At 72.2% G+C, this 17489-nt stretch carries 6 protein-coding genes; all 6 read right to left on the reverse strand.

What is annotated here, in order from left to right:
- Positions 1–16: 16 nt before the first annotated feature.
- On the reverse strand, positions 17–1051 hold the full coding sequence (gene ispH, locus ACLZN2_RS21835) for a 4-hydroxy-3-methylbut-2-enyl diphosphate reductase (RefSeq protein ID WP_416980570.1): 1035 nt from the start codon (positions 1049–1051) through the stop codon (positions 17–19).
- Positions 1048–4758, reverse strand: a complete 3711-nt coding sequence (locus ACLZN2_RS21840; RefSeq protein WP_416980572.1) for an ABC transporter ATP-binding protein — start codon at positions 4756–4758, stop codon at positions 1048–1050. Before ACLZN2_RS21840 ends, ispH begins: the two co-directional genes overlap by 4 nt.
- 44 nt (positions 4759–4802) lie before the next feature.
- A complete protein-coding gene (locus ACLZN2_RS21845; RefSeq protein ID WP_416980574.1) occupies positions 4803–5438 on the reverse strand; it encodes a 4'-phosphopantetheinyl transferase family protein in 636 nt (211 codons plus the stop codon).
- A 5-nt stretch (positions 5439–5443) separates the two neighbouring features.
- Entirely contained in the window at positions 5444–5653 is a 210-nt protein-coding gene (locus ACLZN2_RS21850) for an MbtH family protein (protein WP_416980576.1), read from the reverse strand.
- A gap of 84 nt (positions 5654–5737) precedes the next feature.
- Entirely contained in the window at positions 5738–6982 is a 1245-nt protein-coding gene (gene ccrA, locus ACLZN2_RS21855; protein ID WP_416980578.1) for a crotonyl-CoA carboxylase/reductase, read from the reverse strand.
- The gene (locus tag ACLZN2_RS21860; RefSeq protein ID WP_416980594.1) at positions 6982–17442 is read right to left on the reverse strand and encodes an amino acid adenylation domain-containing protein; all 10461 of its coding nucleotides are present in this window, start codon (positions 17440–17442) and stop codon (positions 6982–6984) included. Before ACLZN2_RS21860 ends, ccrA begins: the two co-directional genes overlap by 1 nt.
- Between the last annotated feature and the right edge of the window lie 47 nt (positions 17443–17489).

The following is a 17489-nucleotide window of genomic DNA, read 5'->3' on the forward strand; positions in this document are numbered from 1 at the left end:
ACGGATCCTGTTCTGGTCACAGCGCTTCGTCGGCCAGTGAGGTGCGCGGTACGCGACCGGTGCCCGGCGCGGCGAGTCGGGCGGGCATGGAGAAGACGACGTCCTCGGGGGTTCCCTCCGCCACTTCGACATCGGTGTAGCCGAGGGTGGCCAGCCGGTCGACGAGTCCGCGGACGAGGACCTCCGGGGCGCTGGCGCCGGAGCTGATGCCGATGCGCGACACCGAGGTGAGCCAGGACTCGTCCAGGTGGCCGGCGTCCGGCACCAGGTGTGCGGCGGCGCCGTGCTCCCGGGCGACCTCCACCATGCGAATGGAGTTGCTGGAGTTGCGCGAGCCGACGACGAGGACGAGGTCGTTGCTGCGGGCCAGCGTCTTGACGGCGTTCTGACGGTTCTGACTGGCATAGCAGATGTCGCTGCCGGCCGGGCCGACGAGGTCGGTGAACCTGCGGCGCAGCGCCTCGACGACCCGCGTGGTCTCGTCGAACGACAGGGTGGTCTGGGTGAGGTAGGCCACCGGCGCGTCGGCCGGGAGGTCGAGCCGCTCGACGTCCTCCTCGGTCTCGACGACGAGGGTGCGCTCGGGGGCCTCGCCGCGGACGCCCTCGACCTCCTCGTGGTCGGCGTGGCCGACCAGCAGGATGGTCCGTTCGTCGCGGGCGTACCGCAGGGCCGACTGGTGCACCTTGGCGACCAGCGGGCAGGTCGCGTCGATCACGTCGAGCCGGCGGTTCGCCGCCGAGGTCCGCACCGCCGGGGACACTCCATGGGCGGAGAAGACGCAGACCGCGCCCGTTGGCACCTCTTCCTCGCTGTCGACGAAGCGGGCGCCGCGCTTTTCCAGTTCGGCGACGATGTGGTGGTTGTGCACGATCTCCTTGCGGACGTACACCGGTGCGCCGTGGAGATCGAGGGCGCGCTCCACGATGCCGATGGCGCGGCGCACACCGGCGCAGAAGCCGCGCGGCTGGGCCAAGGCGATGCGCTTGGCGGGTTCGTGGGGCGCGCCGGCGGCGGCTGCCCCTGGAATCGGCAGGCTGATGGTGCTCATGGCGCGCTCCGTTCGTGGGAAAGGGTTCGGGATGCCGGGGCCGAGGGCGGGTGTCCTTGGGACGCGCGCCAGAGTCCGGCGTACTTCCCGTCCAGGGCGAGCAGTTCCTCGTGCGTGCCGTCCTCGTGGATCCGGCCCTGGTCGATGACGACGATCCGGTCGGCTCGGGAGGCGACGGACAGGCGGTGGGCGACGATGAGGGTGGTCCGGCCGGCGGTGAGCCGCTCGGTGGCTCGGTTGACCAGTGCCTCGGTGGCCAGGTCCAGGGCTGCGGTGGCCTCGTCGAGCAGGAGGACGTCGGGTTGGACGAGTTCAGCCCGGGCCAGTGAGATCAGCTGCCGTTGTCCGGCCGAGAGCGTGCGTCCGCCTTCGCCGACTGGGTGGTCGTAGCCGCCGTCGAGTGCGGTGATCGCGTCGTGGGCGCCGACCCGCCGCGCCGTCTCGACCACTTCGGCCTCGGTCGCGTCCGGCCGTCCGTAGGCGATCGCCTCGCGGACGGTGCCGGCGAACAGGTACGGGTCCTGCGGTACGAAGCCGAGCCTCTGGCGGAAGGACGCGAGGTCGAGTTCCCGCAGGTCGGTGCCGGCGAGGCGGACGGCGCCGTGCGTCGGATCGTAGAACCGGGCGACGAGCTTGACGATCGTCGACTTGCCGGCCCCCGTCTCACCGACGAACGCGACCGTCTGTCCGTGCGGGATGCGCAGCCGGATTCCCGTCAGCGCCGCGCCGCCACCGGGGTAGCGGAAGTGCACGTCGTCGAAGAGGAGTTCGCCGCGCAGTGACCGTACGGGCAGCGCCCCTTCGGTGACGGGCGTGGAGCTGGGCAGCCGCAACAGGTCCCGGATGCGCAGCAGGGACACGCGGGCCTGCAGGTAGCCGTCGAAGAGCTGGGAGAGCTGCTGGACGGGGGCGAAGAACAGGTCGAGGTAGAGGAGGTACGCGACCAGGGTGCCGACCGTCATCGTGCCGGCGCCGACCCGCGCCGCGCCGATCCACAGGATCATGGCGGTGACGCAGCCGGCGAGGAACTGGATGAACGGGAAGTACACGGCCATCAGGAGCTGTCCGCGGACACGGACGCGCCGGTAGTCGTCGCTGCGCCCGGCGAAGCGGCGCACGGCGGACTCCTCGCGGCAAAACGCCTGGGTGGTCCGCATTCCCGCCGCGCCCTCCTGGAGCGCGCTGTTGACGAGAGCCATCCGCTCCCGTGCCCGGGTGTAGGACCGGGCCGACTGCCTGCGGAACACCGCCGTGGACAGGAGCAGCACCGGCACGATCGCCAGGACGACGAGCATCATCCCCGCGTCGGCGACGCAGAGGGCCACCAGGACGCCCACCAGGGTCAGCGCGCTGACCAGCAGGCTGACCAAGCCGGTCTGGAGGAACGAGGACAGCGAGTCGACGTCGGTCGTCATCCGCGTCATGGTGCGGCCGGCCGCCTCGTTCTCGAAGTGGTCGAGCCCGAGTCTGTGCAGGTGCGCGAAAACGCGCAGGCGCAGCGCGTACAACAGCCGCTCCCCGGTGCGGCCGGTGACCCTGATGGCGGCCCCCTGGACGGCGTACTGCGTCACGACCAGGGCGAGGCACATCAGGGAGGCCGTCCACACGGCGTCGAGGGCGAGCCGGCGCGTTCCGCCGTCGATCCCGTTGCGCATGACGAAGGGCAGGACCAGGCCGGCGAGCGCGTCGGCGACGACCAGCGCCAGCCCGAGGACGAGCGGCACCCGGAATCCGCGCAGCAGGTGGCGCAGGCCGAACGAGCGCCCGGCCGTGCCCGTGAGATCCCGTACGGCCGCTTCCTCGTCGACGTCGGGCGTGTCGGTGGCCGGTGGGAGGGCCGCGATCCGAGCCCGTATACGGGCGTCCGGCGCGGGCTTCGGGGTGGACGCTGACCGTCGGGCGGGTACGGCGGTCCGCGCCCCGCCGGGGCTGTCCACGGGGGCGCAGGGCTGCGCAGTACCGTCGGCGGGGTCGGCGGGGTCCTGGAGGACGGTGCGGTAGTGGGCGCAGCGTGCTCGGAGTTCGTCGTGGGTGCCGATGTCTACGATGCGGCCGCGGTCCAGCACGGCGATGCGGTCGGCCAGGGCCAGGGTCGACCTGCGGCGGGCGACGAGCAGTGTCGTGCACCGCTCGGCACGGTCGCGCAGCGCGTCGTGGATGTCCTGTTCGACCTGTGCGTCCACGGCGGAGGTGGCGTCGTCGAGGACGAGGATCCCGGGAGCGGTGAGAACGGCCCTGGCGAGTGCGAGGCGCTGCCGCTGTCCTCCGGACAGGGCGCTGCCGCCTTCCCCGACCTCGGTGTCGTAACCGTCGGGAAGTGCCGATACGAAGTCATGGGCCCGCGCCGTGCGGGCCGCGGCGTGGATCTCCGCCTCCGTGGCGTCGGGCCGGCCGTAGCCGATGTTGTCGCGCACGGTGCCGGTGAAGAGGACCGTTTCCTCGGGCACGGTGGCCACGGCGCCGCGCAGGGAGTCGAATCGCAGGTCCCGTACGTCGGTGCCGCCGATGCGGACCGCTCCGGCCGAGACGTCGTGGAACCGCGACAGCAGCTGGGTGAGCGTGGACTTGCCCGCTCCGGGGGCGCCGACGACGGCGACCGTTTCGCCGGGGGCGATGCGGAGGGAGACATCGGTCAGCACCGGCCGTCCCGTGCCGTAGGCGAAGGTGACCCGGTCGAACTCGACGCCGAGGGGCACCTGGCGGGGCAGGCGTGCGGAGCCCTCCGTCAGCATGGGCCGGGTGTCGATCATTTCAAACACGCGCTCGACGCCCGCCCCGGTCTGCCGACCCATGGTGAGCAGCGCGGCCAAGGTCTTCACCGGGCCGACGAGTTGGGCGAGATAGGCCGAGAAGGCGAGGAAGGTCCCGAGGGTCAGCTGACCGCGGACGGCCAGCCAGCCGCCGACGGCGAGCACCCCGACCTGCCCCAGAGAGGGCACGGCCTGGAGGGCGGGGGCGTAACGCGCGTTGAGCCGTACGGCCCGCATCCGGCCCGCGAAGAGCCGCCGGGCGGCCGCCGTCAGCCTGGCCATCTCCTGGTGCTCCTGGCCGAAGCCCTTGACGACGCGGATGCCCGCGGTGGAGCTGGCGACGACGCCCGCGACGGCGGCCGCCTCGTTCTGGGCGTACCACGTCGCGGGGTAGAGCCAGGTGCGGCTGCGCCGGCCGATGAACCACAGCGCCGGCACCAGTGTGAGCGCGACGAGCGCGAGCAGGGGGGACAGCGCGGCCATCAGGGCCAGGGAGACCAGAAGCGTGCCCGCGCTGGCGATCGCCGTGGGAACGGTCGAGACGAGACCGAACACCATGTTGAGGTCGCCGGAGGCACGGCCGAGCAACTGCCCGGTGTTCAGCTCCTCCTGGCGGACGCCGTCCATCGCCGCCAGCGAGCGGAATAGATCGACGCGCAGCTCGTGCTGGACGTCGGCGGCGAGCCGGCCGGCGTACAGGCGGCGGAGGAAAGCGGCGAGGTATCCGACGGCGGCGGCTAACAGGAGCAGTCCCGTCCACAGCGCGGCCGAGCGGGTGGGGCGGATGACGACCTCGTCGACGAGCACCTTCGTCACGATGGGGACGAGCGCGCTCACCGCCGTCCCCGCGCCGGCGGCGAGGACCGACACCAGCGCGCTGCGGCGGTGGCACAGGCAGCGGAGGGTCAGCCGGCGGGCCCAGGAGCCCTGGTGCGGGCGGTCGTGCCCAGTGGTCATGCCGGAGTTCCTCTCATGGTGTCGGGTTGGGTGGGGTGCCGCGGTCAGCGGTCGCACCGCCGCAGGTCGATCCGCACGTCGGCGCCGTCGAGACAGGCGACCGCCAGGACGTGGGGTCCGCGCCCGGTCGGGAGTACCGCGCAGGCGGTGCCAGTGCCGTCCGGCAGCGGGTCGAGTGCGGGCGGCGTGGCGGGGGTGCCGGGCCGGAAACGCCATGGCCGGTGCGTGGGGGTGGGCAAGCGCTGGGTGAGCCCGCCGTGGGCCAGTCCGTGGCCGCGGGCCTTGCCGACCGCTTCCTTCTGGGTCCAGAGCCAGTAGAACGCCCGGACCCGTTCCGGCTGTGGCAGGCGGGTCAGCCAGTCGGCGTCCGCCGGGGCGAACCAGCGCCGCGCCATCCGCAATGCCGGGAGCGGCCGTACGGTCTCGATGTCCACCCCCACCGGTGCGTGGGTGCTGAGCGCCACCGCCCGCGCGCCCGGGCTGTGGCTCACGCTCACGTGGAGTACCGCGGCCGGTCCCGTCAGCCGGGGCCGGCCCCCGGTCTCGTATTCGATCCCGATGCTGTGCGGCGGGCTGCCGGACAGCTCCGCGGCGGCGCGCAGCAGGGTGGCGTGGGCCGCACGCCGTTCGGCCGAGTCGACGGGGCCCCAGAGCACCGTGACGGCGCCGGGGCCGGTCACGCCAGTCAGGCCGCCATCTGGCGGACGAGGCTCCTGGGCCGCATGTCGGTCCAGTTGGCCTCGATGTAGTCGAGGCAGGACTGGCGGTCGTTCTCGGAGTACGCGACGTCCCAGCCTGCCGGCACCTCGGCGAAGTCGGGCCACAGCGAGTACTGACCCTCGTCGTTGACCAGCACGACGTAACGGCCCTCGGCGTTCTCGAACGGGTTCGTCATTTCTTTTCCCTTTCCTTTTTCTTTTCCGCTGCCACTATTTTCTACCCAACCGGCAGAGGGATCGGCAACCTTTTTCGGAAGAATTCAGCAAACATCCCTGAGTCCTGGCTCAGGAGAATTCACCAGGACCGCCACATTGCCCGGCGGCTGCTTGCCGTCGTAGACGATCTGGTGCGCCTGCCCGAGATCCGTGAAGGGCATGGTCCGGCTCAGGCAGGGGTCGACGTGTCCCGCCGCGACGAGATCGATGACGGCCGCGGTCTGGCGCACGTTCGCGGCGTGGGAACCCTGCAGCCGCTTCTGGAACATCCAGAGGAACCGCAGGTCGAGAGCCCCGTCGTAGCCGCTGGTGCCGGCACAGGTGACGACCATCCCGGCCCGGTCGCAGACGTAGACCGAGGTGGGCAGGGTGGCCCGGCCCGGATGCTCCAGGACGATGCTCGGGGATCTGCGTTCACCGAGCGCATCCCAGAAGGCGCGGCCGAATTCACGGACGCCCGACATCCATTCCCGGTAGGCGACGGCATCATCCGGATCCGGCAGTCGACCCCAGTGGTCGAAATTGTTCCGGTTGACGACTCCGCGGGCTCCCAGGCGCTTACAGTAGTCGAATTTGTCGTCGTCCGAAACCACGGCGACAGGAATTCCACCGAAATAATGCGCGATCTGGATCGCCATGGAACCCAGCCCGCCGGCGCCGCCCCAGACGAGCACGGGGTCTCCCGGCCGCACGGTGTGCGGGTGCCAGCCGAGCAGCATGCGGTAGGACGTGGAGCCGCCCCCCAGGAAACAGCCGGCTTCCTCCCACGTCAGGTGCGGGGGCTTGCGATGGCACTGGTACTCGTCGGCCACGGTGAACTGCGCGAACGAACCGAAGTTCAGCTCGTACCCCCAGGCCCGCTGGGACCGGGAGGCGGTCGGGTCGACGCCGAGCCGGATGTCCGGGGCCGACTCGTCCCAGGCGACGCCGCCGACGATGACGTGGTCGCCCACCCTCAGCTGCTTGACCCCCTCCCCCACGGCCCAGACCACTCCCGAGCCCTCGGAGCCGGCGATGTGGAAGTCGTGCGGGTCCCCTGCTCGCTGCCGGTCCGCGATGACGTCGGCCGGGGTGCCGAGTCCGGCCCAGATGCCGTTGTAGTTGATCCCGGCCGCCATCACCATGATGAGCACCTGGCCGCGCCCGACCTGGGGCACTTCGACCGTCTCGATCCGCATGGACCGCGCGGGCGGGCCGTACCGCTCCTGCCGGATCACTCCGGCGTACATGTAGCGGGGCACCTCACCGAGCGGTGGTGTCTCGCCCAGCTCGTACAACTCGCGTGCCATCAGACGTCCTTCCGTGTGTCACAGACCTTCAGTCGCGCGGCGATCACCGTGCCGATCACGGTCAGCGGAACGGGCCGCAGCATGTCCTCGTGTCGGCAGTCGACCGCGTGGACCTCTATCCGGCCGCGTACGTACGGGCGCCACCGCTGCGCCTTCCCGTCGGCCGCGCCGGCATCGCCGTCACCCGCCACGAACAGCAGCAGGTCCCCGCTGAGTTCGCGCGGCACGTACCGCGAGCGCAGTTCGATCCCGGAGCGGTAGGAGTCCACGACCGTCTCCACCCGGTCGGCCAGCAGCGCCGCGAGCGGTCCGCCGCGGCCGTGCAGCAGTGCGGCGCCCGCCTCGGGGGTCAGCTCGGCGCCGCCCCGGTCGGGACCGACACCGGCCGCGTCGAGCAGTGCGCCCAGGACCTGCCCGGTCGGCGGGACCACGGCCCGCTCGCCCGGCGCCGCGGGGTAGGAGTCGAGGACCGCGACCATGGCGACCTCTTCTCCGGCCTCTTCCAGCAGCACGGCCGCCGCCTGGGCGACCAGCCCGCCGAACGACCAGCCCACCAGGTGGTAGGGCCCGGACGGCTGCACTCCCCGGATCTGCTCGACGTAGTCGGCGGCCATCTCCTCCACGCTCGCCGGCCGGTGGCCGGGGGAGCTGAAGGCGCGGGCCTGCAGTCCGTAGACCGGGTGCCCGCCCGGCAGGTGCCGCAGCAGGGCTGCGTACCGCCAGCTCAGGCCGCCTGCGGCATGGATGCAGAACACCGGCGGCCGGTCACCGTGCGGGCGCAGCGGCACCAGGACGTCCAGGCCGTTGTGGGCGCCCGGTCCGGTGCCCTCGTCGACGACGGCGACGAGTCCGGCGACCGTCGGGGCCAGGAACAGGGCCTGGATGCCCAGTTCGACGCCGAGGACCTTACGGATCCGGCTGACCAGCCCGGCCGCGAGCAGCGAATTCCCGCCCAGGGCGAAGAAGTCGTCGTCGATCCCGGCCTCGGGGATCCCCAGCGTCTCCGCGAACAGCGCGCAGACCAGCTCCTCCTGGGGAGTGCGGGGGCCGCGAAACGGGCCCGGCGCCCCCGCCACGGGGGCCGGCAGTGCCGCCCGGTCCACCTTGCCGTTCGAGGTCAGCGGCAGGGCGTCGAGCACGACGAGCGCGGAGGGCACGAGATAGTCCGGGAGTGTGTCGGCCAGCAAACCGCGCAACTCCGTCTCCTCCGGCACCGGACGGCCCGGCACCGGCACCACGTAGCCGACGAGCCGCTTGTCACCGGGCCGGTCCTCCCTGATCAGGGAGACGGCGTGGGCCACGTCCGGGAGGGTCATGAGCGCGGCGTCGACCTCGCTCAGCTCGATCCGGAAGCCGCGCAGCTTCACCTGGTCGTCCACCCGGCCGACGAACTCCAGGGTGCCGTCGGGGAGCCGACGGGCGAGGTCGCCCGAACGGTACATCCGCGAACCGGCCGGACCGAAGGGGTCGGCGACGAAGGAGGCCGCCGTCGTTCCCGCGGCGTTCTCGTAGCCGCGGGCCAGTCCGGAACCCGCCAGGTACAGCTCGCCGACGACGCCGGGCCCGACGGGCTCCAGCCACGGGGACAGGACGTATGCCGTACTGCCCGCGAGGGGAACACCGATCGGCACGTTGTCCGGCACCGGGTCGCCCGCCCTTATCACGTTGTGCACGGCGAACACGGTGGCCTCCGTGGGGCCGTAACCGTTGGTCACCAGCGTGTCGGGGCAGGCCGCCAGCACCTTGCGCACGGCGTCGGCCGGTACGACGTCGCCGCCGGTCCGTACCTCGCGCAGCCCCGCGAGACAGCCGGGCTCCTCCTCCGCCAGCCAGCGGAAGAGGCCCGCCGACAGCCACAGTCCGGTGATGCGTTCCTCCACCAGGAGCCGCGCCATGGCCCTGAGGTCCACCTCACCGGGCGGGGCCACGACCACGGTGCCGTGGTTGAGCAGGGGAACCCACAGCTCCAGGGTCGAGGCGTCCCAGGCGTGCGGCGAGTGGAACAGCGTCCGCTGCTGTCCGCCGGCGGCCCAGCACGGCTCGGCGGCCAGCTCCAGCACGTCACGATGGGTCACCGCGACGCCCTTCGGCAGGCCGGTGGAACCGGAGGTGAACATCACGTACGCCAGCCGGTCCGGCTGAACGACCACGTCGGGCGCCGTCGGCTCCTGTCGCACCAGACGCGGATCGGTGTCCACCGCCACGGTCCGCCACGCGTCGCCTCGGTCCGTCGGCCGGCGGGCCTCCCGAGCCGTCCGGGCCGCGTCGGTGAGCAGCACCCTCGCGCCCGCGAGTCCGAGAACGGTCCGCTGCCGCTGCTCGGGGTGCCCGGGCTCCAGCGGCACGTACACCGCTCCGGCCTTCAGCACGGCCAGGAAGGAGACGACCAGGTCGAACGACCGCTCTAACAGAAGGCCCACCCGGTCCTCCGGGCCGACACCGAGTTCCAGCAGCAGCCGGGCGAGCCGGTTCGCCCGCTCGTCCAGCTCCCGCCAGGTCATCCGCTCGCCACCGAGGCTGAGCGCCACGGCGTCCGGGGTACGGGCGGCGAGGGCCGCGATCCGGCCGTGCACCGTGGGCCGCGCCGCCCCGTCCTCCGGGGCGATCTCGGGAAGCGCCGTGCGCATCCCCCCGTCCGCCTGGTCCGCCAGCTGCTCACGGGCCAGCAGAGGGATTCGTCCCACCGGCTGGTCCGGGTCGGCCGCGACCGACTCCAGGAGCCGGGTCAGGCGCTCCAGCAGGACCGCGGCAAGGGGTCCACCGAGCACATCGGACCGGTGATCCAGCCGGAAGCGCAGCCCCCGGTCGCGCAGCGACGCGACGAGGACCAGCGGATAGTGCGCCGCGTCCCGGCCGTGCACCGCCGTCGCACGCAGCTGCGAGGGAGCCCTCTCGGTGCTCTCGGGCAGCGGGTAGTTCTCGTACACGAAGGCCGTGTCGAAAAGCGTCCTGTGGCCCGCGATCCGCTGTACGTCCGCCAGACCCAGGTACTGGTGCCCCTGGAGTGCGGCCTGCTCGCCCTGGACCCGGGTCAGGGCGGCGCTCCACCGCTCCGAAGGGTCGAGCCGCACCCGGACCGGCAGGGTGTTGATGAACAGCCCGATCATGCTCTCCGCACCCGGGAGCTCCGACGGGCGCCCGGACACCGTGGTACCGAACAGGACGTCGTCGCGGCCGAGGTGACGGCCCAGCACCAGTGCCCAGGCCGTCTGGACCACGGTGTTCATGGTGACGCCGGCGCGGGCGGCGTGGCGCCGGAGCTCCGCGGTGAGTTCGGGCGACAGGTCGTGGACGATCCGCTCGGGCAGGGCCGGATCGGCCGGCCATGCCCGGCCCGGAGCCAGCAGAGTGGGCTCCTCCACCCCGGCGAGGGCCTCACGCCAGACCGACTCGCTCACCGCGCGGTCCTGCCCGGCCAGCCAGGAGACGTACGAACGGAACGGGACGGGGTCGGGCAGCGCCGACGTGTCACCGCCGTTCTCGTACAGGGTCACCAGTTCGCGCAGGAACAACGGCATGGACCAGCCGTCGAGCAGGATGTGGTGCTTGGTGATGACCAGCCGGTGCCGCTGCTCGCCCAGACGGATCAGCAGGAACCGGACCAGGGGCGGCCGGCCCAGGTCGAACCGCTGTGCACGGGCCGCCTCCGTGAGCGAGGCCAGACGCCCCTGCCGGACGTCCTCGGGCAGTCCGCTCAGGTCGGTCTCGTCCCAGGGCAGCGTCACGTCACGGGGCACGATCTGGACGGCCTGTCCGGTGGCCCGGTGGCGGAAGCCAGCCCGCAGATTGGGGTGACGCTCCAGCACCGCCCGACCAGCCCCGCGCAGGGCCTCGGCGTCCAGCGGTCCTTCGAGGTCGAGGACCAGCTGGACGGTGTACACGTCGGGCCCGTCGTGCGCCTGCAGGGCGTGGAAGAACAGCCCTTCCTGGAGCGGGGTCAGCGCGAACGCGTCGGCCAGTCCATCCGGAGCCGCCGCCAGCTCGTCGATCTCGGGCTGCGTCAGTCCCGACGACGGCAGGTCGTCCGGCGTCAGCGCGGAGCCCACACCGCCCCCGCCCGGATCGGCCAGCGCGCGCAGCGCCTCGAACCACAGATCGGCGAGCTCCTGGATGTCGGCGCGGCCGAAGAGACCCGCCGGCCAGGAGTACGTCACGTTCAGGCTCGGGCCGTCGGCCTGCTCCCTGGTGACCGCGTTCATCTCCAGGGAGTGCCCGAAGGGCATCCCGGGGTCGGCGGGAAGCAGCGGGATCCTCAGGTCGGACGCGCTCGACCAACCAGAGGGTGATCCGCCGTCGCCGAGTTCCGCGGCCCCCGCGCCGACCCGCCCCAGATAGTTGAAGCCGATCTGCGGGGCGGCCGCGCCCGCCAGGACCGCGGCCGTGTCGGCGTTGAGGTGTCGCAGCAGGCCGTAGCCCAGTCCGTTGTCGGGCAGAGCCCGCAGCTGCTCCTTGATCCGGCCGAGGGCGGTGACGGTCGCTGGGCCACCGGCGAACGCGTCGTCCAGGTCGACTCGGCCCGGGTCGAGCCGGACCGGGAAGCGGCTGGTGAACCAGCCCAGGGTCCGGGACAGGTCGATGCTGTCGTCGAGCTCCTCACGGCCGTGGCCCTCCAGGTCCACGAGGAGCGCGTGCGAGGCGTCCTGGGCCCGGCGCTCGCGCCACCGGGCGACGGCGAGCGCCAGCCCGGTGAGCAGCACCTCGTTGATCTGCGCGTGGTGTCGCGCCGGGACAGCGGTCAGCAGGGCCGAGGTCAGGTCCGCCGGGAGCGCTGCCGTCAGGTGTTGCGCCGTCTCCCGGGTGTCGACCGCGGGATCGAGCCGACGGGCGCCGAGCAGCGGGTCGGCCTGCTGCGTCTGTGCTCGCCAGAGCGGGAGTTCGGCAATGCGGTCCGGGTTCTGGGCCTCCATGACGAGTGCCTGGGCCCAGCGGCGGAACGAGGTGCCGACGGGCGCCGGCGTCGGCTCGCGGCCGTCACGGGCCGACTGCCAGGCCGAGACGAGGTCGGGCAGCAGGATCCGCCAGGACACACTGTCCACCACGAGGTGGTGCAACAGGACCAGCAGCAGGCCCTGCGCGTCCGGTCCCGCGTCGAACCACACGACCTGGAGCATCACGCCGTTGCGCGGGTCCAAGCGGCGCCTGGCCGCCTCGCCGTGTTCCGCCACCGTGGCGGCCACGTCGGCGTCGGCCGGCAGCTCCACCCGCGTGACGCGTTCGGCCGCGGCCACGCTCCCGCGGGCGGTCGTCTCCAGGTTCCACGGCAGCCCCGGCTGGGTGCCGGTCAGCCGAGCCCGCAGCACGTCGTGGTGGTCGAGCACGGACTGGACGGCGCGCGTCAGCGCCGGCCCGCCGAGACCGCCGGGAACCCGAAGCAGCACCGACTGGTTGAGGCCCTCGAACGGGCCGCCCAGCTGATGGAGCCAGCGCACCACGGGGGTGCCGGGCACGGCTCCCACGCCGTCGGCTGCGGCAATGCCTGCGGTGCCTGCGGCCGGCACCGGACGGATCGCGGAAACCAGGCCCGCGACGGTCTGGTCCCGGAAGATGTCCCGGGGGGCGAGGACGAGCCCGGCCTGCCGGGCACGGCTCGCCACCTGGATCGCGTTGATGCTGTCACCGCCCAGACCGAAGAAGTTGTCGTCGGCGGCGACCTCGGCGAGGCCCAGCACCTCGGCCACGATCCGGCACAGCAGCGCCTGCGGATCCTCCTCGACGGACGGGACGGCGGTCGCCGGGCGGGCCGCCGGTGCGCTCTCCTGCAGCTTCTGTTGCTTCTGTTGCTTCTGTTGCTTCGGCGCGGGCAGCGCGGCCTTGTCGACCTTGCCGTTGACGGTCAGCGGAATGCGCTCGAGCTCCATGAGCACCGACGGCAGCATGTGCGCCGGCAGTGCGGAGCGCAGGTGCGTCCGCACGGCGGCGAGATCCAGCTCCGTGTCGGCCGCGGCCGCGGGCACCAGGTAGCCCGCGAGCTGCCGTACGCCGGGGCGGTCCTCGCGCACGGTCGCCACCGCGTGGCCGACACCGGGTGCGGCGGTCAGGGCCGCCTCGACCTCGCCGAGTTCGATACGGAACCCGCGCAGCTTCACCTGTCCGTCCGCTCGGCCGACGAACCGCAACCGGCCGTCCCGGAGGCGGCTGACCACGTCGCCCGTGCGGTACATGCGGGAACCGGCGGGCCCGAAGGGGTCGGCGACGAACCGCTCGGCGGTCAGGCCGTGCCTGCCGAGGTAGCCGCGGGCCACGCCGATGCCGCCGACGTACAGCTCGCCCGGGACGCCGACCGGGACCGGCCGCAGCCGGTCGTCCAGCACATAGACGCGCATGTTGGGCAGCGGGCCACCGATAGGGGGCACGCCCGCCTCGGCCGCCAGCGGGCCCGCCATGGTGCAGGACACCGTGGTCTCGGTGGGGCCGTAGGCGTTGAACATCCGGCGCCCCCCGGCCCACTTGGCGACCAGACCGGCCGGGGCCGCCTCTCCGGCCGTCACCAGGGTGCGTATCGTGCGCAGGCTGCCCGGCGGCAGCTGGGCCAGCACCGCGGGCGGCAACGTCGCGTGCGTCACCCCGCGCTCGCGCAGCAGCTCAGGCAGTTCGGCGACCTGGAGCAGCATGTCGGCCGGGCCGAGGACCAGGCACGCACCGGCGGACAGCGGGGTGCAGATCTCGGACATCGCGGCGTCGAAGCTGAGAGAGGCGAACTGGAGCGCCCGGCTGCCCGGACCCATCGCGTACGGTCCGATCCTGGCCAGCACCAGGTTTGGGAGGCCGGCGTGCTCGACCACCACGCCCTTGGGGCGGCCGGTCGAGCCGGAGGTGTAGATGACGTACGCGGGAGTGCGGTGCGTCAGCGGGCCCGTGCGGTCCGCGTCGGTCAGGTCGGCGGCCGACACTGCGGCCAGATCGGCCGCCGTCGCGGGAGCGTCCAGGACGACCCGGTCCGCAGTCACCGAGCCGGGGATGCTCGCCTCGGCCGCGCGGGTCGTCACCACGAGCCCCGGACCGGCATCTTCGAACATGTGGGCGATGCGGTCGGCGGGGTACTCCGTGTCGACCGGCAGATACGCGGCACCGGACTTCAGCACCGCGAGGACCGCGACCACCATCTCCGGGGAACGCGGCACCGCGATCGCCACGATGGACTCCGGACCGGCCCCCCGACCCACCAGCAGCCGGGCCAGCCGGTTCACCCGCTCGTTCAACTCCCGGTACGACAGCACCACATCGCCACCGGACACCGCCGGAGCATCCGGCGTACGCGCCACCTGCGCCTCGAACATCCCCGGCACCAACAGCCCCGGAAGCTCCCGAGCCGTCTCGTTCCACCCGAACAGCAACTGCTCACGCTCACCCGGCGCCAGGATCTCCAGATCCTCCACCCGCCGGTCCGCATCCGCCACCACAGCCCGCAGCACCGCCACCAACCGCCCCACCATCGACTCCACCGTCACCCGGTCGAACAGATCCGTGGCGAAGGCGGCGGTTCCGCTGAGACCCGCCGGAGCTCCCTCGGAGGAGAAGCGCTCGGAAAGCCGCACCGAGAAGTCGAACTTGGCGCGCCCCGAACCGTCGCCCGCGGGCTCGCCCGCCTCCCCGCCGGCCAGCCCGGCGAGAGTCACGTCGGCCCGGTTGACGTTGTCGAGGGACAGCATGATCTGGAAGAGCGGATGGTAGGCGGCCGACCTGCGCGGGCTCACCGCGTCCACGACACGCTCGAAGGGCACGTCCTGGTGGGCGTAGGCGGCCAGGTCGGTCTCCCGGACCCGCGCCAGCAGCTCACGGAACGTGGGGTCCCCGGACGTATCGGTGCGCAGCACCAGCGTGTTGACGAAGCAGCCGACCAGGTCGTCGAGCGCCTCGTCACCCCGCCCGGCCACCGGTGTGCCGATCGGGATGTCGGTGCCGGAACCGAGCCGGGTCAGCAGGGTGGCCAGCGCCGCCTGCAGAACCATGAAGACCGTGGTCCTGCTGGAGCGCGCGAGGTCCAGCAGGCCCGCGTGCAGCTCGGGGTCCAGCTCGACCGGCACCAGACCGCCCTCGTGACCGGCCTCCTCCGGCCGCGGTCGGTCGGTGGGCAGGGTCAGTTCCTCGGGCAGGCCGGCGAGGGCCTGCGTCCAGTGGGCGAGCTGCCGCGAGATCTCGCTGTCCGGGTCGTCCTCGTCGCCCAGCAGCTCACGCTGCCACAGCGCGTAGTCGGCGTACTGCACCGGCAGCGGCGCCCACTGCGGCTCCGCGCCCTCGCAGCGAGCCGCGTAGGCGTTCGCGAGGTCACGGACCAACGGCCGCATCGACGAGGCGTCTCCCGCGATGTGGTGCAGGACGAGAACGAGGACGTGCTCGTCCGGACCCAGGACCAGCAGTCGGGCACGCAGGGGCAGGTCCGTGTCCAGCGCGAAGTCGGTGCGCCGCGCCGCGGTGACCGCGTCGTCGACACCGTCCTGCGTCACGTGGACGACGTGCAGGTAGGGACGTGCCTCGGCGGGTTCGAGGACGACCTGGCGAGGGTTGCCGTCCGGGGCGGGGAAGACCGTGCGCAGGCTCTCGTGGCGGGACACCACGTCGGCGAGCGCCGCCTCCAGCGCGGCCACGTCCAGCGGACCGCTGAGCCTGCTGACGAGCGGGATGTTGTACGTACCGGCCGTGGCGCCCAGTCGGCTCAGGGCCCACAGGCGGCGCTGGGCGAAGGAGAGCGGGATCTCCGCCGGCCGTTCCCGCGGCACCAGCGGCATACGCGCCGAGGGGCCACCGTCGAGACGCCGGGCCAGACCCGCCACCGTCGGCGTCTCGAACAGCGCCCGGATCGGCAGCTCGACACCCAGCACCGACCGCACCCGCGACACCAGACGCGTCGCCAGCAGCGAATGGCCCCCCAGCTCGAAGAAACCGTCGTCGACACCGACCCGGCCGACACCCAGAACCTCCGCGAACAGACCACACAGCAGGTCCTCCCGCGCCGTCCGCGCCGCACGACGCACCCCCTCCACCACCACCGGCACGGGCAGCGCCTTACGGTCCGTCTTCCCGTTCGGCGTCAACGGCACCGACTCCAGCACCACGACAACGGACGGAACCATGTACTCCGGCAACACGGCCGCCACATGACGACGGATCGCCCGGACATCCGGCAACACCCCCTCCACCGGCACCACATAACCCACCAGACGACGATCACCAGGCGAGTCCTCCCGCACCACCGCCACCGCACCCGCCACACCGGCCGCCGAAGCCAGCGCGGACTCCACCTCACCCAGCTCGACCCGGTAACCACGCACCTTCACCTGGTCATCGACACGCCCCACGAACTCCAACACACCCGCGCCCGCCCACCGCACCACATCACCCGTGCGATACATCCGGGAGCCATCCACACCGAACGGATCCGCCACGAACCGCTCCGCCGTCAGCCCCGGCCGGCCCAGATAACCCCGCGCCACGCCCTCACCCGCGATGTACAACTCACCCGCAACCCCCGGCGCAACCAGCCGCAGCCGCCCGTCCAGCACATACACCCGCGTATTCGCGACCGGAACACCGATCGGCACCCGCCCGTCACCCGCCAACAGCGCACTCGTCGACCAGATCGTCGTCTCCGTCGGCCCGTACATGTTCCACACCGACCCACCCGCACCCGCCAGCACCGACGCCAGACCACCGTCCAACGCCTCACCCCCCACCAGGATCCGCAGACCCTCCACCACCCCCGCATCAGCCTCCACCAGCGCACGCCACAAACCAGGCGTCGCCTGCATCACCGACACACCCTCAGCACGCACCAACCGCCCCAACTCCACCGGATCCCGCACCACATCACGATCCGCAACCACCACCACCCCACCCGACACCAGCGGCAGGAACACCTCCAACAACGAAATGTCGAACCCGAACGTCGTCACCGCCAGCCACCGCTCCCCCGCGGCCAACCCCACCTGCCCACCCATCGACCACAAGAAATTCCGCAACGCCCCATGCGGCACCACCACACCCTTGGGCCGACCCGTCGAACCCGACGTGTACAGCACATACGCCGCATCATCAGGCGAGATCGTCCGCTCGACCGACAGCTCGGAAGCGGCGCCTACCTCGTCCAGGAGGACGACCGGAGCGTCCACGCCTTCCGGCAGCCGTTCCACAGCCCCGCGCGTCGACAGCACCACCGCCGGCGCCGCGTCCGCCAGGACGTAACCGATCCGGTCGGCAGGAAAGTCCAGGTCCACCGGCAGGAACGCCCCACCCGCAAGACCCACACCCAGCATCGCCACCACCGCATCCACCGAACGCGGCACCGCCAACGCCACCACCGAACCACGACCCACACCCAGACCACTCAGCACATTCGCCACACCCACCGCACGCGACCACAACTCCGCATACGACAACGACACACCACCGCACACCACAGCCACCGCACCCGGAGAAACACCCACCCGCTCCCCGAACCACACCGGCAACACACCCACCGGCACCCCACCAGCCGTCGCATTCCACTCACCCAACAACCGATCACGCTCAG

It is taken from the genome of Streptomyces sp. T028 (assembly GCF_048159505.1).
Lineage (GTDB): Bacteria > Actinomycetota > Actinomycetes > Streptomycetales > Streptomycetaceae > Streptomyces.